At 64.8% G+C, this 24,789-nt stretch carries 23 protein-coding genes; 15 read left to right on the top strand and 8 right to left on the bottom strand.

Annotated features, from left to right (window positions below; translation table 11 throughout):
* A partial coding sequence (locus VNW74_RS19785) for a universal stress protein (RefSeq protein ID WP_325679887.1) occupies positions 1–586 on the bottom strand: 586 nt, incomplete at its 3' end.
* Between the two features lie 250 nt (positions 587–836).
* Here VNW74_RS19785 and VNW74_RS19780 point away from each other — a divergent pair.
* The 5 genes from VNW74_RS19780 to VNW74_RS19760 all read left to right on the top strand — a co-directional run bounded on the left by VNW74_RS19780 (position 837) and on the right by VNW74_RS19760 (position 5,575).
* The gene (locus VNW74_RS19780) at positions 837–1,289 is read left to right on the top strand and encodes a hypothetical protein (RefSeq protein ID WP_325679885.1); all 453 of its coding nucleotides are present in this window, start codon (positions 837–839) and stop codon (positions 1,287–1,289) included.
* Between the two features lie 99 nt (positions 1,290–1,388).
* Positions 1,389–2,369, top strand: a complete 981-nt coding sequence (locus VNW74_RS19775; protein WP_325679883.1) for an Acg family FMN-binding oxidoreductase — start codon at positions 1,389–1,391, stop codon at positions 2,367–2,369.
* A gap of 11 nt (positions 2,370–2,380) precedes the next feature.
* Complete coding sequence (locus VNW74_RS19770) at positions 2,381–3,202, top strand: universal stress protein (protein ID WP_325679881.1); 822 nt, start codon at positions 2,381–2,383, stop codon at positions 3,200–3,202.
* Between the two features lie 35 nt (positions 3,203–3,237).
* Positions 3,238–3,894, top strand: a complete 657-nt coding sequence (gene dosR / locus VNW74_RS19765; protein WP_325679879.1) for a hypoxia response regulator transcription factor DosR/DevR — start codon at positions 3,238–3,240, stop codon at positions 3,892–3,894.
* Positions 3,878–5,575 carry a GAF domain-containing sensor histidine kinase gene (locus tag VNW74_RS19760; RefSeq protein WP_325679877.1) on the top strand — a complete coding sequence of 566 codons (1,698 nt, stop codon included), beginning with the start codon at positions 3,878–3,880 and terminating at the stop codon, positions 5,573–5,575. The genes dosR and VNW74_RS19760 overlap by 17 nt, the downstream gene beginning before the upstream one ends.
* 13 nt (positions 5,576–5,588) lie before the next feature.
* On the opposite strand, the gene VNW74_RS19755 is transcribed toward VNW74_RS19760, so the two are convergent.
* The 4 genes from VNW74_RS19755 to VNW74_RS19740 all read right to left on the bottom strand — a co-directional run bounded on the left by VNW74_RS19755 (position 5,589) and on the right by VNW74_RS19740 (position 11,591).
* Entirely contained in the window at positions 5,589–6,578 is a 990-nt protein-coding gene (locus VNW74_RS19755; protein ID WP_325679875.1) for an Acg family FMN-binding oxidoreductase, read from the bottom strand.
* Between the two features lie 77 nt (positions 6,579–6,655).
* Positions 6,656–7,564 carry a universal stress protein gene (locus VNW74_RS19750; RefSeq protein ID WP_325679873.1) on the bottom strand — a complete coding sequence of 303 codons (909 nt, stop codon included), beginning with the start codon at positions 7,562–7,564 and terminating at the stop codon, positions 6,656–6,658.
* A 129-nt stretch (positions 7,565–7,693) separates the two neighbouring features.
* The gene (locus VNW74_RS19745) at positions 7,694–10,051 is read right to left on the bottom strand and encodes a CoA transferase (protein WP_325679871.1); all 2,358 of its coding nucleotides are present in this window, start codon (positions 10,049–10,051) and stop codon (positions 7,694–7,696) included.
* 76 nt (positions 10,052–10,127) lie between these two features.
* The gene (locus VNW74_RS19740) at positions 10,128–11,591 is read right to left on the bottom strand and encodes an aldehyde dehydrogenase family protein (protein WP_325679869.1); all 1,464 of its coding nucleotides are present in this window, start codon (positions 11,589–11,591) and stop codon (positions 10,128–10,130) included.
* Positions 11,592–11,820: 229 nt separating this feature from the next.
* Between VNW74_RS19740 and VNW74_RS19735 the strand changes: the two genes are divergently transcribed.
* The 9 genes from VNW74_RS19735 (at position 11,821) to VNW74_RS19695 (ending at position 18,962) form a co-directional block, all read left to right on the top strand.
* Entirely contained in the window at positions 11,821–12,978 is a 1,158-nt protein-coding gene (locus VNW74_RS19735; protein WP_325679889.1) for a cytochrome P450, read from the top strand.
* Between the two features lie 3 nt (positions 12,979–12,981).
* Positions 12,982–14,187 carry an acyl-CoA dehydrogenase family protein gene (locus VNW74_RS19730; RefSeq protein WP_325679867.1) on the top strand — a complete coding sequence of 402 codons (1,206 nt, stop codon included), beginning with the start codon at positions 12,982–12,984 and terminating at the stop codon, positions 14,185–14,187.
* A gap of 104 nt (positions 14,188–14,291) precedes the next feature.
* The gene (locus tag VNW74_RS19725; protein WP_414686727.1) at positions 14,292–14,732 is read left to right on the top strand and encodes an FAS1-like dehydratase domain-containing protein; all 441 of its coding nucleotides are present in this window, start codon (positions 14,292–14,294) and stop codon (positions 14,730–14,732) included.
* Complete coding sequence (locus VNW74_RS19720; protein ID WP_325679864.1) at positions 14,732–15,133, top strand: Zn-ribbon domain-containing OB-fold protein; 402 nt, start codon at positions 14,732–14,734, stop codon at positions 15,131–15,133. The genes VNW74_RS19725 and VNW74_RS19720 overlap by 1 nt, the downstream gene beginning before the upstream one ends.
* 13 nt (positions 15,134–15,146) lie before the next feature.
* Positions 15,147–16,271 carry an acyl-CoA dehydrogenase family protein gene (locus tag VNW74_RS19715; RefSeq protein ID WP_325679862.1) on the top strand — a complete coding sequence of 375 codons (1,125 nt, stop codon included), beginning with the start codon at positions 15,147–15,149 and terminating at the stop codon, positions 16,269–16,271.
* Complete coding sequence (locus tag VNW74_RS19710; RefSeq protein ID WP_325679860.1) at positions 16,268–16,735, top strand: MaoC family dehydratase; 468 nt, start codon at positions 16,268–16,270, stop codon at positions 16,733–16,735. The genes VNW74_RS19715 and VNW74_RS19710 overlap by 4 nt, the downstream gene beginning before the upstream one ends.
* Positions 16,732–17,901 carry a lipid-transfer protein gene (locus tag VNW74_RS19705; RefSeq protein WP_325679858.1) on the top strand — a complete coding sequence of 390 codons (1,170 nt, stop codon included), beginning with the start codon at positions 16,732–16,734 and terminating at the stop codon, positions 17,899–17,901. The genes VNW74_RS19710 and VNW74_RS19705 overlap by 4 nt, the downstream gene beginning before the upstream one ends.
* 15 nt (positions 17,902–17,916) lie before the next feature.
* Positions 17,917–18,534: a TetR/AcrR family transcriptional regulator gene (locus VNW74_RS19700; protein WP_325679856.1), complete on the top strand. Its 618-nt coding sequence runs from the start codon at positions 17,917–17,919 to the stop codon at positions 18,532–18,534.
* A gap of 200 nt (positions 18,535–18,734) precedes the next feature.
* A complete protein-coding gene (locus VNW74_RS19695) occupies positions 18,735–18,962 on the top strand; it encodes a hypothetical protein (RefSeq protein ID WP_325679854.1) in 228 nt (75 codons plus the stop codon).
* 10 nt (positions 18,963–18,972) lie between these two features.
* Here the strand turns inward: VNW74_RS19695 and VNW74_RS19690 are convergent, their stop codons facing one another.
* Both VNW74_RS19690 and pruA read right to left on the bottom strand, forming a co-directional pair.
* Positions 18,973–19,941, bottom strand: coding sequence for a proline dehydrogenase family protein (locus VNW74_RS19690; RefSeq protein WP_325679852.1), 969 nt, complete (start codon positions 19,939–19,941; stop codon positions 18,973–18,975).
* Positions 19,941–21,572 carry an L-glutamate gamma-semialdehyde dehydrogenase gene (gene pruA, locus VNW74_RS19685; protein ID WP_325679850.1) on the bottom strand — a complete coding sequence of 544 codons (1,632 nt, stop codon included), beginning with the start codon at positions 21,570–21,572 and terminating at the stop codon, positions 19,941–19,943. The genes VNW74_RS19690 and pruA overlap by 1 nt, the downstream gene beginning before the upstream one ends.
* Before the next feature lie 83 nt (positions 21,573–21,655).
* Here pruA and VNW74_RS19680 point away from each other — a divergent pair, with 83 nt between their 5' ends.
* Positions 21,656–23,254: a PucR family transcriptional regulator gene (locus tag VNW74_RS19680; protein WP_325679848.1), complete on the top strand. Its 1,599-nt coding sequence runs from the start codon at positions 21,656–21,658 to the stop codon at positions 23,252–23,254.
* Here VNW74_RS19680 and VNW74_RS19675 read toward each other — a convergent pair.
* The gene (locus VNW74_RS19675) at positions 23,235–24,491 is read right to left on the bottom strand and encodes an alpha/beta hydrolase (RefSeq protein WP_325679846.1); all 1,257 of its coding nucleotides are present in this window, start codon (positions 24,489–24,491) and stop codon (positions 23,235–23,237) included. The two genes, VNW74_RS19680 and VNW74_RS19675, sit on opposite strands and share 20 nt — an antisense overlap.
* Positions 24,492–24,789 lie beyond the last annotated feature (298 nt).

The raw sequence follows: 24,789 nt of genomic DNA, 5'->3' as shown, positions 1-24,789 counted from the left end.
CGATCTCGAACTTCACCCACCGCCCGATGCGCAGCGCGAGCACCGGAGCTCGGCGCGCCCGGGCTTCCTCCATCGCCCGCTGCACAACCTCGTCGTTGCCGGGTTGGTCGTCGACGGCCACCGCGATCAAACCGGTCTCTGGCAGCGGTCCGCCTTCGGTGCATCGAATGATAGCCACAGGGCAGCGCGCATACTCGGCCAGCGTTGCCGCCGTAGAGCCGAGCACCATGCTGGCCACCCGACCGATCCCCAGCGATCCGACGCAGATCAGCGTGGCATTGTTCGATTCATCGATCAGCGCAGAGTCAACGTCGCCGCATACCACTGCGGTGTCGATCTGCACCGGCAGACCAGTCGCTTCCACCGCCCAACGCGCAGCATGCAAGGACCTCTCGGCGTATTGGTCGTCGGCCGGATAGTCACTCCTCGATGCGCTCGGCCCGTCGGTGGTCTCGATGACGTAAACAAGCCGAAGCGCTACATCTTGGTGGACGGCGTCTTTGGCGGCCCATCGGGCAGCTCCAATCGCTGCGTCCGAGCCATCGATACCAACGACAACCGGTCCTGGTGAATCTGTGTTAGTCATCGCGCGCTCCTGATCCGACGTCGACGTCGACGACGCTATTAGCCGGCCGCCCCATGGACAGGAGCCGTAAGGCCTGTCACGAGTGGACGTTGGACCCTAAGCACGCGACGTCTGAATTGCGACGCTGGTCGCTATGCAGAGTTTTGTTCGGACCTTCAGTCGCAACCCGCTCATCCGGATCAGCGACCGCGTCGAAACAGCGGTCGCAACGCTCGCCGTTCTACTGGTTGTCATCGCCGGCGCTAGCGCAGTGGTGATCGGCATCATGATCCACAACACCGGGATGCAGACCTATCTTGCACAGAATCGAACACGACATCTCGTGGTTGCCAGAGCCGTCGACGACAGCAACCCAGCACTTTCGCCCCATCCAACAGCCGCGACGCTGCATGCACGATGGCAGTTCAACGGAATTGATCATGCCGATGCGGTTGTCTGGGATCACGCCCTTAAAGCCGGTGAGCCGCTGCAGATCTGGGTCGATGACAACGGCAATCGTGTAGATCAGCCAACTCCGATAGCAGCCGCAGACATGGACGCAGTGACCGTGGCAGTTGCAGAGTGGTTGATCGTGGCCTCAGCCGCCGCACTAGTGGCGGGGGTCGTGGGAGCCCACGCGAATCGCATGCGGGACGCTCAGTGGGAGCAGGATATCCGCTGCCTGGTCGACGACGGCGGCGGGCGCAACAACACTTCGCAATAACGAGACATGGCCGGAAGGCACCCGGATCAAGGACCAATGGCCCTCCCGGTGGCGGTGTCGTTGGACGAACCTTGACAGCAGGATAACCAGGAGGCCGAGATGCCCACCGCGACGGTGCAAAACGAAATCATCAAAGATGCAGTGAGTCTGGCCTGCCGAGCTCCGTCACTGCACAACAGCCAACCTTGGCGGTGGATGTCGGGCGATGGCGCACTGCAATTGTTCCTCGACCCGACCCGGGTGATGATCTATGACCACTCGCGCCGAGAAGCGCTTATCGGATGCGGTGCTGTTCTGCACCACCTGAAAGTGGCGATGGCCGCGGGTGGATGGCGAACGCACCTCCACCGGTTCCCTGATCCAAGCGACCCGAACCATCTGGCCTCCCTCACGTTCACGCCGATGGACCATGTGAGTGAAGGCGATCGTCGTCGTGCCGACGCGATCCTGATGCGCCGCAGCGACCGTCTGCCCTTCTGCGCACCGACGGATTGGGAGGCTATTGAGCCCCTGCTGCGAAACGCAATCGACACGGCTGTCGTCCGACTGGACGCGCTGCCCGACGACCTGCGTCCGCAACTGGTAGAGGCATCGCAACTCAGCGCGTCATTACGGCTGTACGACTCCGCTTACCATACCGAAGTCGGTTGGTGGACAGGGCCATTCCGGTCATCCGACGGAATCCCGTACAGTTCCCTGGTTTCGGCCGCAGAGGGCGACCGGGTGGATGTGGGTCGACTCTTCCCGGTGACCCGCCATGGTGAACGCCGACCCGAGATTCCGGAAGACCACGCGAAGATCCTGCTGATGTCCACCGAGGGCGACGACCCGGCCGACGCGTTGGCATGCGGTGAGGCCCTTTCCGCAGTCTTACTGGAATGCACCAGGGCCGGCTTCGCCACCTGCACGCTCACCCACATCACCGAACTCCGGACTACGCGTGAGCTGGTCACGGCCTTAATGGGTTTCGACCGCGTGCCGCAGGTGTTGATCCGTGTAGGCGTCGCGCCGGCCATCGAAAGCGTGCCCCCGGCCAGTCCGCGCAGGCCGGTGGACGACGTCTTCGACGTACAAGGGTGATGGGGCTCGCGATGCCTGATCCGTACTCGCCATCGCCATCGGTGGTCATCGGCTTCGACGGCTCGCGACCGGCCATGCAAGCGGCGCTGTGGGCCATCGACGAGGCAGTGGACGGTGACGTTGTACTGCAGTTGGTGTACGCAATCGATTCGCTCGACAGCGATGCCGGCGACGGGACTTCGGAACTGGCCACCGCCGAGCGCGTTGTCCACCAGGCATTTACCGCAATCGAGGCGACCGGGAAGCCGGTGAAGATAGAAGCCGATATTGTGCACTGCCCTGCGATCACCGCGTTGACGGAGGCGTCGCGCTCGGCGACGATGCTCTGCGTCGGCTCAGCCGGATTGAAACACGCGGTGAAGGGCCGCACCGGTTCCACCGCGGCGGCGTTGGCCAGATCTGCCCATTGCCCGGTCGCGATCGTGCCGACCAGCGCCGGCCCGGCCTCTGACGGTTGGGTTCTCGCGGTCGTGAATGGATCACCCTTCGGCAGGGCCGTCATGGAGCTCGCGGTGTCGGAAGCCGCGCTTCGCCGCGCGCCGCTGCGCGTGCTAAATACCGGCACGAGGGCCGATCGGAACGGTGTTGCGGCACAACTCGACCGTCACCTCGCTGCCTGGAGGCGCAACCATCCGGACGTCGATATCGAGTCCACAACCTTCCCCGGTAGCGTCGTCAACTATCTCGACTATCTGCACCGAAACTCCGAGCCGGTGCAGCTGGTCGTGTTGGACCCTGGACGGGCCGACGACCTCTTGGGGCCCACCGGCCGAGCGGCGTTGGACGCCACCCGCTGCAGCCTGCTGATCAGCGATCGACAGTGCTGGTTATGAGCCCAGACGGTCCAGGTCCGCCTATCGTTAGCGGCATGATCAAGGTCTTCTTGGTCGACGACCACGAAGTGGTGCGGCGGGGCCTGATCGACCTGCTGAGCGCAGACCCAGACCTCGAGGTGATCGGCGAGGCAGGATCGGTTGGCGAAGCACAGGCGCGGATTCCGGTCTTGCGGCCCGACGTCGCTGTGCTGGATGTGCGGCTGCCCGACGGCAACGGAATCGAACTGTGCCGCGATCTGCTGTCCCGCATGCCGGATCTGCGTTGCCTGATCCTCACCTCCTACAGCTCAGATCAGGCCATGCTCGACGCCATCCTTGCCGGCGCCAGCGGATATGTCGTGAAAGACATCAAGGGCATGGAGCTGGCTCGAGCGATCAAAGACGTTGGCGCCGGGCACTCGTTGCTCGACAACCGCGCCGCAGCGGCGCTGATGGCGAAACTTCGCGGCGACGCCGAGCGACGCGACCCGTTGTCGGGACTCACACAGCAGGAGCGAGTGCTGCTCGATTTGTTGGCGGAAGGTTTGACCAACAGACAGATTGCGGACCGAATGTTCTTGGCCGAGAAAACCGTGAAGAACTACGTCTCCCGGTTACTCGCCAAGCTCGGGATGCAGCGTCGGACCCAGGCAGCGGTATTCGCTTCCAAGCTCAACCAACCGGAACACACCGGTGGAACCGAGCGATAGGGCGGTCCCGCCGCGCAGTCCGTTGTCTCAGCTGCGGCTGCGGGAACTGCTGGCCGAGGTGCAGGATCGCGTCGAACAGATCGTAGAAACCCGCGATCGGCTTGACGGTCTCGTCGAGGCGATGCTGGCCGTCAGCTCCGGACTGGAACTCGAAGACACCCTGCGCTCCATCGTGCACATGGCCACCCGCCTCGTCGACGCCCGGTACGGCGCTCTTGGAGTGCACGACGACGCCAAGCGAATGGTCAGGTTCGTCCACGAAGGCTTCGATGACGAAACCATCCGGCGGGTGGGACATCTGCCGGAAGGCAAGGGTGTGCTGGGCCTGCTCATCGACGACCCCCGACCCGTTCGCCTGAACAACATCGCCGACCACCCCGCGTCCGCGGGCTTTCCACCGAACCATCCGCCGATGCGGACCTTCTTGGGTGTGCCGATTCGGATCCGAGACGAGGTGTTCGGCAACCTCTACCTTTCCGAAAAAGCTCACGAACAACCGTTCAGCGAAGATGACGAGGTGCTGGTGCAGGCCCTGGCCGCCGCCGCAGGCACGGCGATCTCCAATGCCCGGCTTTACCAACAAGCCAAGGCGCGCCAGTCGTGGATCGAATCCACACGGGACATCGCGACCGACCTGTTGTCCGGCGCCGAACCGGCGACCGTCTTTCGTCGCGTCGCGGAAGAATCGCTCAAGCTGACCGGCGCCGACGCGGCCATTGTTGGCATCCCGGTCGAGGACCCGATGGCCGGCGATACCGTGACGGAGCTGCTGGTGGCCGAAACCGTGGGCCAGGCGGTCGCTGCCATCGCCGGCAAGGCCATTCCACTGACCGACCCGGTGATCGGTGCGGCCTATGCCGAGCGCGAGCCGCAGCGGGTCGACGTCATGGCGCTCGACGGCGTCGCTGCCACCGGACCCGCGCTTGTACTGCCGCTGCGGGCCGCTGACGCCATCGCCGGAGTCGTCGTGGTACTGCGTGATAGCGGGTCAGCCCTATTCACCGAGGAACAACTCGACATGACCGCCGCGTTTGCCGACCAAGCCGCGTTGGCCTGGCAGTCGGCCACCGCGCAACGCCGGATGCGCGAACTCGACGTTCTGACCGACCGGGATCGCATCGCGCGTGACCTGCACGATCACGTAATCCAGCGACTCTTTGCGGCCGGCCTGGCCTTGCAGGGCACGATACCGCGTTCGCGTAATCCCGAAGTTCAACAACGCCTTTCGAGTGTCGTCGATGATCTTCAGGCGACCATCCAGGAGATTCGCGTCGCGATCTTCGACCTGCACGGTGGAGTCTCCGATACCACCCAATTGCGGCAGCGCCTCGATGCAGTGATCACCCAATTCGCCGACTCAGGCGTCCGTACCACCGTCCAATACACCGGACCCCTGTCGGTCGTCGATGCCGGCTTGGCCGATCATGCAGAAGCCGTTGTGCGCGAGGCACTCAGCAACGCGGTCCGGCACGCCGAGGCAACCGAGGTGTCGATTAACGTCAGGGTTGAAGACGAACTCTGTATCGACGTCATCGACAACGGCCGCGGCATCACCGGCCGCGTCGCCGAAAGCGGTCTGGCCAACCTGCGACATCGTGCCCGCGAAGCCGGCGGATTGTTCAACGTAGGTGATGCAGATGGCGGGGGCACCGCGTTGCACTGGTCGGCACCGCTGGCCTGAGTCGGTGACTGCGCTAATCCTCAGTGCGATCTGGCCAGGTAACGACATCCGACAGCGGGCGACGCGGCGTCGCAGGCAACGGCTCAGCGTTGACCGGCGCCCAACCTATCCTCAACAGCATCTGCGCGTATCCGCTGGCGCCGAAAACGTCAGCACCTACCTCGTCACGAATCTCTCTGATTTCCAACGGCTCCGTGATCGGGCAGCTCGCAAGCCCTAACGCGGTCGCCGTCAGCAACACGGCGCCGGTGGCCTCCCCCGCACGGAGCCGGGCCACGTCGTCGTCATCTCGGGTGCCGAGTGCCAACACCACGGCGTCCTCGTCGGCCGGCGAAGTTCCCGGTGGTTCAGTCAGCGCGGGACCGGCGAAGGCCCGGCGGGGAATTGCCGACGCCGAATCGAGTCGCGGTGCGCTGCGCGCTAGGACACCAGCTTGAGCGGCGTATCGCCCACTCCACATGGACAATTCGCTGAGATAGTCAAAGCTGTTGGCATGCCGGAAAGCGGCCTCAGACACCAGCTCGCTCAAACGGGTGAGCGATTCGACATTGCGCAGCATCACACCTGCGCGGGCGGCGCGGGCACCCATCAACGAGATGTCCGCGGCCGAGACGGGCCGTGCACTGTAACGCCGCCGATCGGTGCGGCGCCGCAGAATCGCCGCAGCCAGTGCAATATCGACTTCGGTGGCCGGATATGGCACCAGTTCTATCGTCGCGAGGCGGCTGCCGTCCGCGGGATTGGGAAAACGGTGGGCCTTAGCCAGCCAGCCCAGGGCTGCGAAAGCAACGACGCAGTGATTCAGCGCGATCCCGCAACTGATCATCAAGTCCCGGCTGTCCGGATCGGTGCTGGGTAATTGCAAACTCGGATTGGCGTGCAAATGCACGCTGTTCTCGGCCACCCGCCACAACCACGGCTGGGTGTTGTGCACCGACGGTGCTCGAACGGCCATCGTCAGTGCTGTCCGAATGGACTTGTTGTCCGGGAAGTCTGCACTCATTTCTCGCACCTCTGCTCAACATCTGGCTTGCTTAAGCATGCCCGCTGGAATCCGCCTCGGGGCAGGGCCAGAAGGCCCTAACCCCGGCGGGCCACGATGACCGGAACGTTTGCCGCATGGGCCACTGCCGTGCTGACCGACCCCAACAGCATTCCGGCGAATCCGCCTCGGCCGCGGCTGCCAACGACGACGAGCTGAGCCGACTCGGACTCGTCGAGCAGATGACGGGCCGGGTTGTCGCACACGATCCGGGGATGAATGGTGACGTCCGGATAGCGTTGCAGCCAACCGCTCAGACGGTCCGCCAACGCTTGCGGTGGAATCGGGTGCTCGCCCGACCATTGCACATTCAAAACCTTTGGCAGGTCCGCATCTCTGTAGGCGTGCAGGGCGACCAAGTCCACACCTCGTCGTGATGCCTCGTCGAACGCGATCTCGGTGGCCAATTCCGATGCCGGCGATCCGTCGACACCAACCACGACGGGAAGATTCGACGGCCTCGTCTGGGACGAAGCCGCATCGTGGATCACCGCTACTGGGCAGTGCGCGTGATGGAGCAAGCCGTTGCTGACCGATCCGAGCAGAACGCGGCTCAAAGTGTTCTGCCCGCGACATCCCACCACCGCCATTTGTGCTTGCTTGGACAGGTTGACAAGCACGGACACCGGCACCGAAAAGTACAGTTCGCTCTTGATTTCAGTAAGGGTGTCGTCTTGGGTGCTGTCTTTGGCGATCCTGATCGCCTCGGCAATGATTTTCTGCCCTTCCTCTTCCAGCGCTGAGTCCTCTTCGGCGGGGACGGGTCGCGGCGCCTCGGACAGCAGCCACGGCGCCGGACCCCAAGACGGCGTGACGACAATGTGGACGAGGGTGAGCGGCACATTGCGCATTCTTGCCTCGTGCGCGGCCCACCGAACAGCACTCTTCGACGACGACGACCCATCGACACCGACCACAATGCCCAGATCCGTTGCAGAACTCTCCATTTTGCTGCTTCTCTCCTTCGAGTCCCAAGTCACGCAAGCGCCCTGATGTCGGTGACGCTAACGTGCTGATCGGTCGTCAGTCAGGAGGAATTGGTCCCTACTTGGTAGGCCGTTCGCCTCTCCGTCAGCTCAGGCGTTCGCCACCTGTTGGCCGATGATGCGGTCGCGGCGCAGAGCGGCTAGCTCATCGCGGGACAGTCCCAGGCCACTGAGGATCTCGTCGTTGTGTTGGCCGAGCGTCGGCGGGGCGAACCGGTGGTGGCGAACGGGACCGGGGGTGATGCGAAACGGCCACCCCGGATAGCGGTGCCGGCCGGTGATGGCATGCTCGAAATCCTCGTAGTACCCGCGCGCATCGAGCTGCGGCACGTCATACATCCGCTCAGGCGTGATCACCTCCGCAACCGGAATATCGCGCTCCCGAAGAGCTGCAACGATATTGGCGGGTGACTGTGCCCGCGTCCAAGCGGCGACGACATGATCGAATACGTCATGGTGTGCCGCGCGGCGATCGGCCGTCGCCAAGCGATCATCCTCGAGCTGCCCAGGCCGACCCATCGCGTCGACCAGCCGAGACCAGTCGTCGTCGTCGCATACCGACAGCGCCACCCACGCGTCGTCGCTGTCGGTCGGGTAGACACCTTGGCAGAAGCCGCGCTGCCGATTACCCTCGCGCGCCCGGACGATCCCGTTCATCGAATACTCGATCACCGGTTCGGCAGTGACGGCGGCGCCGACTTCGATCTGCGCGACCTCGATCAGCTGGCCCTCGCCGGTGCGGCGGCGGTGCTCAAGCGCGGCGAGCAGCGCCACGCCCGCGTGCACCCCGACGATCGGATCGGGGGGACCCTGCACGTTGCACGGCGGACCTTCGGCGTAGCCGGTCACTGCCGACATGCCGGAAACCTGTTCGATGTTCAGCGCCCAGCCCACGTAGTCCCGCCACGGGCCGTCGAGGCCGAATCCTGGCATGCGGACCATGATTACGTCTGGGCGCAGCGCTGCCAGCGATTGGTAGTCCAGCCCGAACTGCTCTACCACCCGCGGCGAGAAGTTCTCCACGACGACGTCGGCTTGCGCGGCTAGCCGGCGTGCGAGTTCGCGGCCGGCCGGCGAGGTCAAGTCCAGGGTGATATCACGCTTGTTGAGATTGGTGGCCTGCCACAGTGCACTGCGCTCGTACCAGTCATCGCCCTCGTACGGAAACGAGGCCGTATAGCGAAAACCGTCGGGCCGCTGGATCGACTCGACCTTGACCACGTCGGCACCAAAGGCGCCGAGGTAACAGGTGAGGTATCCACCCGCCCAGAAGGTGGTCAGGTCAAGGACTTTCGTTCCGGCGAATGGCATCGACGGATTGGCGATCTGGCCGACCGGCCGGGGTCCGCGGGATCGCTCACTGCGCGTCCCGGGTCGGGACGTCGCCGGTGTCCTCGAGAGGCGAAACGGCGGCCCGGGACGCCGAAAAGACCAACCCTGTCCCCCGGCGTCGACGAAGAATCCCCGCTTGACGTACTGAGGACATTCCAGCGCGGTGGCTCCGTCTGCCACCGGCGCTGCCGGAATACGCAGTGCCTGACTCAGTTCGACAATCTCGGCGACCGTTCGGTCGCTCAACCAGGGTTGGGCCGCCGCGAAGAATTCGGCACGCTCCGGACCGCCCATCTGAACGGCGAACTGCTGCTCACCGAACTCCGGCAGTTCGAGCATGGCGCACACGTCGAGCCAGTGCTGCCCGGTCAGGCAGTTGATCCCGACCCAGCCGTCACCCGCCTTGACGACACCCAGCATGGGGGCCGAGCGCGTATTGGACTGCAGGCCAAGTGTGCGCATCCGTTCGGCCATCAGCATCGGGTAGGGCAGCGTGGACAGCAGCGCCTCGAACACCGAGACGTCGACGTCGGTCACCCGACTTCTGGATGCGATCCGCAGCGCCGTCAACGCGCCCAGGGCGGCGTAGCCGCCCGCGACGTATTCGGCGATCCGGGCGCCCGCCTGGACGGGAGGGCGGTCGGGATCGCGCGCCGTGACCCAGCCCGATGCCGCCTGCAGCGTCAGCGACGTGGCGACAGTGGCGCGGAACGGGCCCTGCTGTCCGAAATTTGAGATGCGCGCGGCGACAAGGCCTGGATTGATGCCTTGCAAGACGTCGACTCCGAGTCCGGACTTGTCCAGGATTCCGGGAGCCAGCCCGTCGATGAGGACGTCGGCGTCGCCGATGAGCTGACGAGCGACGGCTGCGTCGCTTTCACACGCAATGTCCAGAACCGTCTCGTGCTTGCCGGCGTTGAGGTACTCGAACAGACCGCAGCGATCAGGGTCAGGCTCGCCACCGGGAAAAGGGCCCCATCGGCGCAGCGGATCACCAGATGGCGCTTCGATTTTCGTGACGTCGGCGCCGAGATCGACGAACAGTTTGCCGCAATAGGGACCTGAGATCTCGTTGGCGATCTCGATGACACGAAGCCCGTCGAGGGCACCGGTCATGTGCGCCACTCTCCCCCGCAAGCGGGCGGTACCCCCACAATCCCGACTCCGCCGGCATCTTCGTCGTCGGTGCGATTCATGCTGGCAGTCCCATGGCCTTCGGCTCCATATACTGACGAATTCCCATGATTCCGCCGCTTTCCCGGCCGAACCCGCTCTGGTTGAAGCCACCGAACGGCGCACCGCCGGGACCGAAACCGTTGACCGCGATCTGCCCGGTGCGAACCCGGCGGGCGACGGCGACCGCGCGGTCCACGTCGGTGCCCCACACCGCACCGGAAAGCCCGTACTGGGAGTTGTTTGCGATCGTCACCGCGTCGTCGTCGTCGCCATAGCGCAGCACCGACAGCACCGGACCGAACACTTCTTCCTGAGCGATCGTCGCATCCGGCGTCACCTCGGTCAGGATCGTCGGTTCGAAGTAAAAACCGGTATCCAAGCCGGCCGGCCGGCCGCCGCCGGTCACCACCTTGGCGCCGTCGTCGAGTGCCCGGTCCACGTGTGCCTGAACACGTTTCAGCTGTGCGGCACTGATCAATGGGCCCATCTCAACCTCGGGATCGGTGGGGTCGCCGACCTTCAGGGCGCGGGCCGCCTCGACCAGCCGATCGACGACTTCGTCGTGGATCGAGTCGGGAAGCAGCAGCCGGCTGTGCAGAATGCAGGCCTGTCCGGCGTGGAACGAGCAGGACTCGAACAACATCCGCTCCAAGATCTCGTCGCTGAGCGCAATGTCGCCGAGCACGATGCTGGCCGACTTGCCTCCGCACTCGAGCAGCAACCGCTTCATCGTGCCGCCGGCCGCGGCCATTACCTCCCGGCCGACCGCCGAGCTCCCGGTGAAGCTGACCATGTCGATCCGCGGGTCGACGGTGAGCAGCCTGCTGGATTCGATACCGGAGGGGGTGACCACGTTGACGACGCCCGGCGGAATGTCAGTGTGCTCGTCGATGATTCGGGCCAGTGCGAGGCCGGCGAGCGGGGTCAGTGGCGAAGGCTTGAGCACGACGGTGTTGCCGGCGGCCAGCGCGGCGCACAGTTTCATGACATTAAGCGTGTGCGGAAAGTTCCATGGCGTCAGAATCGACACCACTCCGAGTGGCTCGTAGCGCAGCAGCGCTTTACCCGCGGCCCCGAAGGCGTCGATCTGCTCCTCGACCGGATGTGCAGCAAGTTCCGCGGCGTTCAACGCCGCGAAGGCCGGTCCTTCGACGTGGATGGCTCGCTCGTTGCCGGTGCAGCCCCATTCCAGCTGCGCCAGCGCGAAAAACTCGTCGGCATGCTCGAGCAACGCCGCGCCGAGCTGGTTGAGCCAGCGGGCCCGCTGTTCGGGTCCGGCGTCGGTCCCCGGTCCCGAGTCGAACGCGGCGCGGGCGGCCGCGATCGCACTGTCGACCTGAGCGGGACTCGGGTCGGGCGCCGAGGCGATCACCGCCTCGGTGGCCGGACTGATGTCGTCGTAGCGGCCGTTCTCGGGTTCGACCCACTGGCCGTCGATGTAGACCGGGTAGGTGTCGATGAGCGAGCGTGGGTCAGCCATGTGCATTCCTTTGGACGGTCCGGCGGCTCAACGTTTGGTGTACACCTGCCAGAGCACTGTCGTCAATGCTCAGCATTGCCGAGCGGCTATTTCACCTTGACAGCAAGCATATTGACATTGGTTGTCCCGCCAGAGTAAACAGGGAGCACCGGACAGATCGTATCGAAATGTACGATCACCGCGGTGTCGAGGGAGGCCAGTGGTCGCAAAGTTCTGTTCGGCGGTCCCTCTGCATTCTCCCGACTTCTACGCCGGCGATCCCTATCCGGCATACCGCGAGCTGCGTGCGACGGCGCCGGTGTGCTGGAACGACGTCACCGAGTTCTGGGCGCTGCTCCGCTACGAGGACATTCGCTTCGTGTCGAGCAGCCCGGGCGTGTTCAGCTCGACCAAGGGCATCACTATCCCGGACCCGGCGATGCCGAGCCCGGTGCAACCGGGCAGCCTAATCTTCACCGATCCGCCGCGGCACCGACAGATGCGCAAGCTGATCAATTCGGGGTTCACCCGGCGCCGTGTTGCCGTGCTGGAACCGAAGATCCGCGAGATCGTCCGCGGAATCCTCGATGGCTTGCGACCGAACTCCGTGCACGAGTTCGCGGAAAAGATCGCCGCTCCGCTGCCGACCCGGATGATCGCCGAGCTGATCGGCGCACCGCCGGACGACTGGGAGCAGTTCCGGGCCTGGTCGGATGCGGCCACCGGAACCGCGGACCCGGAGATCGATCTCGACCCCCTGGTGGCTGTCGGGCAGCTCTTCGAGTATTTCCAAAAGCTGGTCGGCGCCCGTCGCGTCGAGGCGCGCGACGACTTGCTGTCGGTGCTGGCCGGCGCCGCGATCGACGGGGACCGGCTGACCGACGAAGACCTGCTCAACTTCGCGTTTCTGCTGCTGGTGGCCGGCAACGAGACCACCCGTAATCTGATCGCGCTGGGCACCCTCGCGCTGATCTCGCATCCAGACCAATGCCGCCTGCTGGTCGAGAATCCCGCGTTGATCCCGGGCGCTGTCGAGGAGATGCTGCGGTGGAACAGCCCGGTGGTCCATATGGCGCGGACCGCAACGGTCGACGTGGAGATTCGCGGTCAGCGCGTCGCCGAGGGCGACGTGGTAGTGATGCTGTACGGGTCGGCGAACCGTGACGAGGACGTATTCGGTTCCGATTCAGAAGAATTCAAGGTAACTCGCCACCCGAATCCACACATCGCGTTCGGGTGCGGCGAACATTCATGCGTCGGCGCGCAACTGGCGCGTCTGGAGGCGACGGTGATGTTCGAGGAGCTGCTGCGCCGCTTCCCCAGACTCGAGCTGGTCGGTGAGGTCGATAGGATGCGGGCCACCATGGTGCCCGGGGTCAAGCGGATGCCGGTGCGACTGGGAGCCTAAGCAATGCAACTCGAGTACACCGCCAAGCAAGAGCAGCTGCGCGCCGAGATCCGCGCGACGCTGGAACAGGTGATGACGCCCGAACGCAGCGCCGCCATCCGCGAACGTATAGAGGGCGGTCCTGAGGTGCGAGAATGCGTTCGCGCCCTGGCCGCCGCCAACCTGCTCGGCGTCGGTTGGCCGAAAGAATTTGGTGGGCAGGGTTTCTCAGCGGTCGAGCAGTTCATCTTCGCCGAAGAGGCGCGACGGGTCAACGCGCCGATTCCGCTGGTGACCCTCAACACGGTCGGCCCGACGCTGATGCAGTTTGGCACCGAGGAACAAAAGCAGACGTTTCTGCCCGCGATCCTCGACGGCAGCGTCGAGTTCGCCATCGGCTACTCCGAGCCGGAGGCCGGCAGCGACCTGGCCTCGCTGCGCACTACCGCGGTCCGCAACGGGGACGAGTACGTGATTAACGGCCAGAAGATGTTCACCAGCGGTGCCGCGTACGCCGACTACATCTGGCTGGCCGCGCGCACCGATCCAAACACCAAGAAGCACAAGGGCATTTCCATCTTCATCGTCCCCACCTCGTCGCCCGGATTTTCCTGGCAGCCGCTGCACACCATGCCGGGCATCTCCACCTTCTACACCTTCTACGACAATGTGCGGGTACCGGCGAGTTCGATCGTCGCCGGTGAAAACCACGGCTGGCAGCTGATCACCACCCAGTTGAACTTCGAACGAGCAGCCCTGAGCAATCTCGCCGCGCTCGAGCCGTTGTTCGAGCAGACGCTGCAGTGGGCCAGCAACACCGAGCTCGACGACGGCCGTGTCATCGACCAGCCCTGGGTGCAGCTCGCACTGGCCCGGGTCGAGGCTCAGGTCGCCGCGTACAAACTCGTCAACGCGCGGGTGAACGCGGCAATGACGAAGGGCGCGCTCAACATGGGGGAAGCCTCTGCCGCGAAAGTTTTCGGCACCGAGCTGACCCAGCAGGTCGCCCGCCAGCTGCTGGAAGTGCTCGACCACAACGGGCTACGGCGTGGCGCCGACGCACCGCTACATGGTGCGCTGGAATCCGCCTATCGGATAGCCGTGATCAACACATTCGGCGGTGGCGCCAATGAGATCCAACGAGACATCATCGCGATGGCCGGCTTGGGTATGCCGCGAGCACCACGTGACCTTCGCCCGACGGACAAGTCAGGAGGACCAACTCAGTGAGCGATTCAGATGCCGAGCTCCGTAGCAGGCTGCGGGCGCTTGTCGGCAAACCAACCGGCGGTACCGGAAAGCCCTCGGTTGCACCGGATCCGGTCAACCAACCGATGATCCGACACTGGGCGTACGCGCTCGACGACATGAATCCCGTCTACCTCGACCCGGAGTTCGCGGCCAAGTCCCGGTTCGGTGGCATCGTGTCGCCACCGGTCATGCTGCAGACCTGGACAATGCCGTCACCGAAACTCGAAGGAATCGGGGATCGCGGTGGTTCACCCGTCGAGATCACCGGTAATCCAACGGCTTTCCTCGACGAGGCCGGATACACCAGCATCGTGGCGACCAATTCGGAATTCGAGATCGAGCGCTATCCCCGGCTGGGTGATGTCATCAGCGCGACGTCGGTGTACGAGGATGTCTCCGACGAGAAGAGGACCGCGCTGGGCACCGGCTACTTCCTCACCTGGGTGATCACCTACACCGATCAGAACGGTGAGGTGCTCGGCCGCCAGCGATTCCGGGTGCTGCGATTCAGGCCGGAACGCTGATGGCGTCCCGACTGGCACCCGCGATCAGCCCGGACACCGAGTTCTTCTGGAACGGGTTGCGCGACCACAAGCTGCTGATCCAGCGCTGCAATGGCTGTGGAACGCTGCGCAACCCGCCCCAGCCGATGTGCCCGAAATGTCGCTCTCTGGACTGGGATGCGATCGAGGCGTCGGGTCGCGGCACCGTCTACAGCTACGTGATGCCGCATCAACCCCGGTTTCCGTTCTTCGACTACCCCTACATCGTCGTATTAGTGCAGCTCGCCGAAGGCGTACGGTTGGTTTCGAACTTGTGTGATATCGACCCGACCGACGTCACAGTTGGGATGCCGGTCGAAGTCTGCTACCAGACTTTCGATAACGATCTTGTGCTTCACCAATTTCGGGCCGCTGCCGAATGACCGGGTGACGCCCATGGACTTCACGTTCACCGAAGAGCAAGCGACCATCAGCAAGCTGGCCCGGGAACTCTTCGAGCGCCGAGCCACCCCGGAGCGACTGACCGAACTCGAAGCCGACGAATCTTGCTACGACGCCGCGCTGTGGAAGGAACTGGCCTCGCTCGACCTGCTGGGCACCGCGTTACCGGAATCGTTCGGCGGCAACGGCGGTGGCTTCGTTGAACTCGGGGTGTTGCTGGCCGAAGTCGGGTGGAGCGTGGCGCCGGTGCCTGTTTACCCCACGCTGCTGCTGGGCGCCGACCCGATCGCCCGGCACGGAACACCGGAGCAACAGCGGCGCTTTCTGCCCGGCGTCATCGACGGAAACCGCATCCTGACCGCGGGCCTGCAGGAGCCCGGCCGCTCTGACCCGGCAAAGCCCGCCACCACCGCACGTCGTGATGGCCCGAATTGGCGGCTGGACGGCACCAAGGAGTTGGTGCCGGCAGCCCAACTCGCCGACACCGTGCTGATCCCCGCCTCTATCGAGGACGGCACAGAGGGCGCCGTGGGCCTCTTCCTGCTGGCGACCGACGCCGACGGTGTCGGCATCCGGCCGACGGCGACCACTACTCGCATACCACACGCGGATGTATTCCTTGACGGCGCAACCGTTTCCGCCGCTGACCTGCTGCAAGGTCCCGGTAGCCTGGTCCGTGCGCTCTATACTCGCGCGCTGGTCGGTTTGTGCGCTATCCAGCTCGGAGTCTCTGACCGTGCCTTGCGAATGGCCGCCGAATACACCACCGGACGTGAACAATTCGGCCGCCCGATCGGCAGCTTCCAGGCGGTGCAGCAGCGGATGGCCGACGGATTCATCGACGTCGAGGCGATCCGCTGGACCACCTGGCACGCGGCCTGGCTGATCGCGGAGGGCCAGCCCGCAGACCGGGCGGCACGGATCGCGAAATTCTGGGCCGCCGAGGCCGGCGCCCGAGTGGCCGCCACCACCCAACACGTGCACGGCGGGATTGGGATCGACATCACCTATCCCCTGCACCGCTACTTTCTCTGGGCCAAACAGAACGAACTCACCTTGGGCTCGGCTTCCCAGCAGCTGGCTCACCTCGGCAGCACATACCCGGAAGGACGGCTATGACGACAGCCAAAACTCGTGCCACTCCCCCCAAATCGACGTTGCGGTGGTCTGAAATCGAGGTCGGTGACGAGGTGACCCCGCTGGAGATTCCGATCACCACCACGATGATCGTCGCCGGCGCGATCGCATCGCGTGACTTCATGCCAGTGCACCACGACCGCGACTATGCCAACAAGCAGGGCTCGCCCAACTTGTTCATGAACATCTTGACCTCCAACGGATATTGCGTGCGTTTCCTCACCGACTGGGCAGGGCCCGAAGCGATGGTCACGAAGCTGTCGATTCGCTTGGGCGTGCCGTGTTTTCCCGACGATCCGCTGCGTTTCACCGGCAGCGTGACGGGCAAAATTGACGGCTCAGACGGTGAGAACTTCGTCGAGGTGACCTTCAGAGCATCCAACAGCCTTGGCGATCACGTCTCCGGCACGGCCGTTGTCAGCCTGCTCGCCGGGGCTGGCGCATGAGCGGCGCGCTGCCTGGCAGCTGCGCGATAGTAGGCATCGGGCAGACCGAGTTCTCCAAGGAATCCGGGCGCAGCGAACTGCAATTGGCGTGTGAGTCGGTCAGCGCGGCTCTCGACGATGCCGGCTTGGCGCCCAGCGACGTCGACGGCATGGTCACCTTCACGATGGACGCCAGCGACGAGATCGACGTCGCACGCAACGTCGGTATCGGCGACCTCAGCTTCTTCAGCCGGGTGCCGCACGGCGGCGGGGCGGCGGCGGGCACCGTGGTGCATGCGGCGATGGCCGTCGCCAGCGGTGTCGCCGATGTCGTGGTGTGCTGGCGCGCGTTCAACGAGCGTTCCGGCTTTCGCTTCGGCGGCAGCGGACGCACCAACGCCGACACCCCGCTGTTCATGGCGCACTACGCCCCCTTCGGATTGCTCACTCCCGCAGCGTGGGTCGCGCTGCATGCCCAGCGCTACATGTCGGCCTATGGAGTCACCAACGAGGACTTCGGCCGCATCGCCGTCGTCGACCGCGCACATGCGGCCACCAATCCCGACGCGTGGTTTTACCAGCGCCCAATTACGCTGGAAGACCACCAGAATTCGCGCTGGATCATTGAACCCGTTCTGCGTCTGCTTGATTGCTGCCAGGAAAGCGATGGCGGGGTCGCGCTGGTGGTCACCAGCGCCGAACGCGCCCGGGATCTCCGGCAGCCGCCGGCGGTGCTCACCGCCGCAGCGCAGGGGGCGGCTTACAACGGCGAGATGATGACGAGCTACTACCGCGACGACATCACCGGGCTCCCGGAGATGGGCGTGGTCGCGGACAGGCTGTGGCGCGATTCGGGCCTGAAGCCGCAAGACATCCAAACCGCTTTCATCTACGATCATTTCACGCCGTTCGTATTCACCCAGTTCGAGGAACTCGGATTCTGCGGCCGCGGCGAAGCCAAAGACTTCGCCACCGTCGATCGGCTGTCGTTGGGTGGGGAACTGCCGATCAACACGAATGGCGGACTGCTCGGCGAGGCCTACATCCACGGGATGAATGGCATCACCGAGGGCGTCCGGCAGATCCGCGGAACCTCGTACAACCAAGTCGACAACGTCGAGCACGTACTCGTCACGTCGGGCACCGGCGTGCCCACCAGCGGCCTGATTCTGGCAACGGACAGGTAGGGAACTGCATCTGCGATGACTCAAGCCTCTGCGTTGACCCAAGCGACGGATACCCGCGCGCTCATCCTGGAATCCGCCTTTGCCTGTTTTGGCAAGCAAGGACTGCAGAAGGCCACCATCGTCGACATCGCCAAGATGGCGGGTGTCTCCCGCAGCACGATCTATGAGTACTTTCGCGACAAGGCCGCCATCGTCGAAGCGTGCGCCGAGCACGCTTCCGAGCAGTTCTATCGCCAGATGTCCACGGCGATGGACCGGGGCCGCTCGCTGGAGGACAAGCTCAGCCGTGCAGCAGTATTCGTCACCCAGGCACGGCGTGTCATCGCCTCCGAGAAGTACTTCGACGAAGACGCCATCAGCCTGCTGCTGACCAAAGATGCCGCCGTCCTGCTGAGCGAATGCGTGGACTTCCTCGCTCCCCACCTCGCCGCGGCCAAGCTCACCGGCGAGGTTCGCAAAGACCTCGACATTCAGTCTGCCGGCGAATGGTTCGCGCGCATACTGTTCTCGCTGTTCAGCACACCCTCATCGACGCTGGACATGGACAACCCCGATGTCGTCGCCGACTTTGTGCGGGCCCACCTGGTCCGGGGGTTCGCCAACGAGCGTCCGCGGCCGCGGCGCGGTCAGTGACCGCACTCCGCGGGCGCCCGGATGAAGGGAGCGCCAGTATCAGCTCCGCCTTTGCTGTACGGTAAGGGTGTAGACGTCGCTGCGCTGCGCTGCAACATCGCTACCGCGATGCCCAACGCGGCACGTGCTGCCCATTCGGCTAGGGAAGCAGATCGCGGATAGCGAGACGGCAACATAGTTGAGGATGGGGTGGCACGGCCATGCAAAACCCGGGGGATGCACCCGAGATTCATCCGTCGCAAATCCGGGTCGGTGACGTCATCGGCACGATGCGCCCGACGCAGGTGCGCTACACGGTCAAGATGATCAGCGGGCCACAGACAAGTCCACGGCGGTGGACCTTTTTCGGCAGCGACGCCACCGGGCGGCAGCAAAACGACACGTTCGGGGAGGACGATCTGGTTCGCAGGTACGCCAAAGCGTCCTGAGCCCCGGCGGTTAGTGACCGCGGTCCGCCAGCGCCCGCATGAAAAACGTCAGATTGGCCGGTCGTTCCGCTAGCCGACGCATAAAGTACCCGTACCACTGGGTGCCGAACGGTACATACACCCGCATCCGGTTGCCGGCGCCGGCCAGCCTCAACTGCTCGCCGTCGCGGATTCCATACAGCATCTGGTACTCAAAATCGCCCGGACCACGCCCGGTTTCACTCGTCAGCGCGGGCACCGCGCCGATGACTACGGGGTCGTGGGAGGCCACCATCGGGTAGCCCGAGCCTGCCATCAGCACCCGAAGGCACCGTAAGTACGAGTCGGTGACGGCCGCGGCGTCCCGGTAGGCCACCGACGCCGGTTCGTCGTAGGCGCCTTTACACAGCCGCACCCTGATTCCGGATCTGGCGAACTGTGCACAGTCACCGAGTGTGCGACGAAGATAGGCCTGCAAAACCACGCCCAGCCAAGGGAAATCAGTCTGCAGATCGGCCGCGATCGACAATGCGGAGTCCGTGGTGGTGTGGTCTTCGGCGTCCACGGTCACCCACACACCGATCTGCTCGGCCCGCTCGCAGATGGTGTGCGCGTTCGCAAAAGCGATCTTCTCGCCGTCGCGTTCCAGTGCCTGACCCAACGCCGAAAGCTTGCACGACACCTCCAGCGGACGCACACCGTCATGACTGGCATCCGGCCGTCGGCCCAGCGCGGTCAGGAGCTGGAGGTAGGCACGCATAGTGGCATTCGCGCCGTCGATGTCGGTGACATCCTCGCCCAGGTAGTCGATGCTTACGAGTCTGCCCGAATCTCGCAGGGCCGCAACGCTGTCCAACACCCGATCAAGCGTCGCCCCCGGTACGAACCGGTGCACCACCTTGCTGGTGACCGGCAACCGTTCCGCCGTGCGCCGCAGCCCGTCGGATCGGCCGGCGGCGAGAATCGCCGGACGCAGCGTTTTGGCGAACAGGCTCGACATCACTGCTCCGCCATGTGCGGATAGTTGTGATCGGTGGCCGGGACGAACGTCTCCTTGATGGAGCGCGCCGACGTCCAGCGCAACAAATTCAATGCGGAACCGGCCTTGTCGTTGGTCCCCGATCCGCGAGAGCCACCGAACGGCTGGCGGCCCACCACCGCCCCGGTCGGCTTGTCGTTGACGTAGAAGTTGCCGGCCGCGAACCGCAAACGGTTCTGCGCGGCCAGCACCGCGTCGCGATCGTCGGCGATCACCGCACCGGTCAACGCGTAACGCGAACCGGCGTCGATGACGTCGAGGATGCGCTCGTATTGGTCATCGGGATAGACGTACACCGACAGCACCGGACCGAAGTACTCGGTGGCGAACGCCTCGTCGGTCGGGTCGTCGGACAGCAGCACCGTTGGGCGCACGAAATAGCCTTCGCTGTCGTCGTATTCACCACCGACCGCGATCGTGACACCGGCCGCACCCTTCGCGCGTTCAATCGCGTCGACGTTCTTGGTGAAGGCACGCTCGTCGATCAGCGCACCACCGAAGTTGGAGAAGTCGGTGATGTCGCCGAATCGCAGCTCCGCGGCGGCGGCCAGGAAGTCGTCACCCATCTGCTGCCAGATGGAGTGGGCGATGAATGCTCGCGAGGCCGCCGAGCACTTCTGCCCCTGGTAGTCGAACGCGCCGCGGATCAGCGCGGTCCGCAACACGTCCGGTTGTGCCGAATTGTGGGCGAGTACGAAGTCTTTGCCGCCGGTCTCTCCGACGAGGCGCGGGTAGCTGTGGTAGCGCTCGATATTGCCGCCGACCTCGCGCCACAACCCCTGGAACGTCGCCGTCGATCCGGTGAAGTGGATCCCGGCCAGCCGCGGATCCGCCAGCGCCACATCGGAAACCGCGTAGCCATCACCAGCGACCAGGTTGATCACACCGGGTGGCAATCCGGCCGCCTCAAGCAGTTGCATGGTCAGATATGCGGCGAATGTCTGCGTGATCGATGGCTTCCACAGCACCGTGTTGCCCATCAGCGCCGGCGCGGTGGGCAAATTCCCGGCGATCGCGGAAAAGTTGAACGGCGTGATCGCATAGACGAAGCCGTCCAACGGGCGGTAGTCGGTGCGATTCCACTCCCCCCGTACGCTCAACGGCTGCTGCGCCAGAATCTGGTGTGCGAAGGCGACATTGAACCGCCAGAAATCGACCAGCTCACAGGGAGCGTCGATTTCGGCCTGATAGGCGGTTTTCGATTGACCCAACATGGTCGCGGCCGCGATTGTCTCGCGCCAGGGCCCGGCGAGCAGATCGGCCGCGCGCAGAAAGACCGCGGCACGTTCGTCGAACGGGGTTGCCGCCCAGTGTGCTCTGGCGGCCATTGCCGCTTCGATGGCAGCGGCGGCATCGGCATGATCGGCGTTGGTCAGCGTGCCCAATGTCACCGCGTGCCGGTGCGGCTGCACGACGTCGATCCGCTCACCGGCACCCATGCGATGCGCGCCGCCGATGACGTGCGGCAGGTCGATCGGCTCATCGGCCAGCGCGGTTAGCGCGCATTGCAGCCGAGTGCGTTCGGGCGAATTCGGGGCGTAATCGTGGATCGGCTCGTTTGCGGGCAGGGGAACATCGGTGATCGCGTCCATGCCTTCAGGATGACCGCCGGCGACCCGCCGATGCTTGGCTGATCGGCTAATTTGACGGTGGATTTCCAGTAGGATCGGACAATATGCGAAAGGCGGGTGTCGGACTGGGGCAGCTGCTATTGGCCCTGGACAAGACGGTGGCGAGCCTTGTCGACGCGCCGCGCGGACTGGACCTGCCGGTAGCCTCGGCGGCATTGATCGACTCCGACGACGTGCGGTTGGGCCTGGGCCGTGGTGCCGACTCGGCGGACGTGTTCTTTCTGCTTGGCGTCGCCGACCAGGAGGGCCAGCACTGGCTGGACACGCTTGCTTCCGGCCCGGCTGATCGCGCGCCAGTGGCCATCTTCGCCAAGAACCCGTCCGACGCCCTGGTGGCCCGGGCCGTCGCTGCCGGAACGGCGGTGGTGGCCGTGGATCCGCAGGCCCGCTGGGAGCGGTTATACCGACTGGTCGATCATGTCCTCGAGCACCACGGCGATCGGGCCGATCCGAGCAACGACTCGGGCACCGACTTGTTCGGCCTGGCACAGTCGCTGGCCGACCGTATCCACGGCATGGTCAGCATCGAGGATGACCAGTCGCATGTGTTGGCCTATTCGGCATCCAACGACGAGGCCGACGAGTTGCGGCGGCTGTCGATCCTCGGTCGGGCCGGACCCCCCGAGCATCTGGAGTGGATCGGCCAATGGGGAATCTTCAACGCCCTGCGGGCCGGCGGCGACGTGGTCCGGGTCGCCGAGCGCCCGGAGTTGGGTCTGCGGCCCCGCCTCGCGGTTGGTATTCGCCAGCCGGGGCGTGACGCTCGCCGGGCGCCGGCCTTCGCCGGCACCATCTGGGTGCAGCAGGGCTCCCAACCGTTGGCGGAGGACGCCGAGGAAATGTTGCGCGGAGCCGCCGTGCTGGCCGCCCGCGTCATGTCGCAGCTGGCCGCCAGGCCGTCGACGCACGCGCTCCGGGCCCAGGAGCTACTGGGCCTGTCCGACAGCGAATCGGTCGATGTGGACACCGTTGCACGAGAACTTGGGATCTTGGCCGACGGCAACGCCGCGCTGATCGGTTTCCACGCCCAAAACCGCGACGCCAGGCTGGCCGATGTGCTGGCATTGAGCGCCAACGCTTTTCGGGCTGATGCGCAGGTCGCATCGCGCGGTTCGCGGGTATATGTGCTACTTCCGAATACGGCGAAGCGGTCGTCGCTCACCTCTTGGATTCGCGGCACCATCAGCGCGTTGCGCACTGAACTGGGACTGCAGTTGCGGGCCGTCGTCGCCGCGCCGGTTACCGGACTGGCCGGCCTGGCCGCAGTGCGCGTAGAGGTCGATCGGGTGCTGGATAGCGCCGAACGTCATCCGGATTCGTTCGGTGAGGTGACATCGTTGGCCGAGGCGCGCACTACCGTGCTGCTCGACGAGATCGTCACGATGGTCGCGGCCGACGGGCGGCTCGTCGACCCGCGGGTGCGCGACCTGCAAGCCCGCGACCCGGCGTTGGTCCAGACACTGTGGGTCTATTTGGACAGTTTCGGCGACGTCGCTGCCGCGGCGGAGCAGCTGCACGTCCATCCCAACACCGTGCGGTACCGGGTCCGCCGGATCGAGAAGCTGCTCTCGACGTCGCTGGCCAATCCCGATGTCCGGCTGCTTCTTTCGCTGGGACTACGCGCTACTGAGCGATCCGGCTAGGGCTCACCGTCGTGCGTTCATAGATCTCGGCGAGGAACTGCTCGACGGCCACCGCGGCGTGGGCGGCGCGGGCCGACCCGAAGATGTCGAAGGCATGTTGCGCGAACGGCATTTCCGCGTACAGAACCGGCTGGCGGCTGGCTTCGCGGAGCCGTTTGGTGAAGGCACGGGCCTGTTCGACCGGGATCAACGAGTCATTGCGTCCGTGCAGGACGAAAAACGGTGGTGCATCGGCAGAGACATGCGTGATCGGCGAGGCGGTGCGAAGCGCTTCAGATATTTCGGCTCGCCCCAGTTTGAACACGTACTTCGCCATTGTGGGCACCGTCAGCGAGTGGATCGCATCGTCGGTCCGGGTGAAGTCGTAGACACCGTAGAACGGCACCGCCGCGCGCACGCTGGTGTCGGCCTCCTCGAAGCCCGGTTGAAACTGGGGATCGTTCGCGGTGAGAGCGGCCAACGCGGACAGGTGCCCGCCAGCCGATCCGCCGGTAATCGCGATCCAATTCGGGTCTCCGCCGTACTCGGCGATGTGCTGCTTCGTCCAGGCCAGCGCACGCTTGACGTCGACGATGTGGTCGGGCCAGGTGGAGCGCGGGCTGAGCCGATAGTTGATCGCCACGCACACCCAGCCTAGCTCGGCCAGATGGCTCATCAACGGATAGGCCTGTTGGCGTTTGCTTCCGACCATCCAGGCGCCGCCAGGGACCTGCAACAGGACCGGCGCCCGTCCGTCACGGTCCAGGTCCGGCCGTCGCCAGATATCGAGGTGGTTCCGCGCGCCGTGATCGCCGTAGCTGATGTCGGTGTCGTGTACGTAGTCGCGGTAGATCCGGAGCATACGAACCACACCGGGGTTCTTGGCCGTGCCCGCGCCCGCCGGCCGCTTCCAGAGGTCGGCCGACTGGGTGCGACGGTCGGTGCCCAACCCGGCATCGAGCGCTGCGGCGAGCGGCAGGTTGGCCTGGTGGCTGAGGCGGTTGAGGCCCAGCAGTCCCAACCACGACAGCGCGGACACCAGCCAGCTGAACCAGCGCAGCCGTGGCGAGAGTCTGCGGGTTACCGCGGCCAGCGCCGCAAATTGTCCGGCGATCAGCTGCAAGGGCAGCTCCGATGCGAAGACCCCGAAGCTGAATGCGTACGTCGAGAGAAGGCCGCGCTTGCTGAGGGGCTGGTACCCATTGGCCGTGACCGCGAGCCCGGCCAGCGAACCCAGCACGGCTGTCAGTTTCTTCACGACTGTCCTTCCCTCGCCAACCTCGACCACTTAATCACCTGCCGGTCCAGGCACCGGTGAGTGGGTCATGCCCACCCTTGAAAACTTGTGTCACTTTAGTTTCGCCTGTGGATAGTCGCAGCGGCTGTCGGACCCTGCGGATAAAATTGGAACATGTGTTCGAGTAACCGGGAAGCCGCCGCTGTTTGTTGCAGGCCAACTGATTTAGCCGGTGCTGTAAGCCCAATAGTCATACGAGCCGCCGGGCACCGGGCACAGGCCGTGGTATGCGGCCAGCACGAACTGCCCCGCTTGTTGC

The organism is Mycobacterium sp. (assembly GCF_035570115.1).
GTDB lineage: Bacteria > Actinomycetota > Actinomycetes > Mycobacteriales > Mycobacteriaceae > Mycobacterium.
Note: the sequence above shows the minus strand (reverse complement) of the source record. Positions and strands in the feature narration are given on the sequence as shown.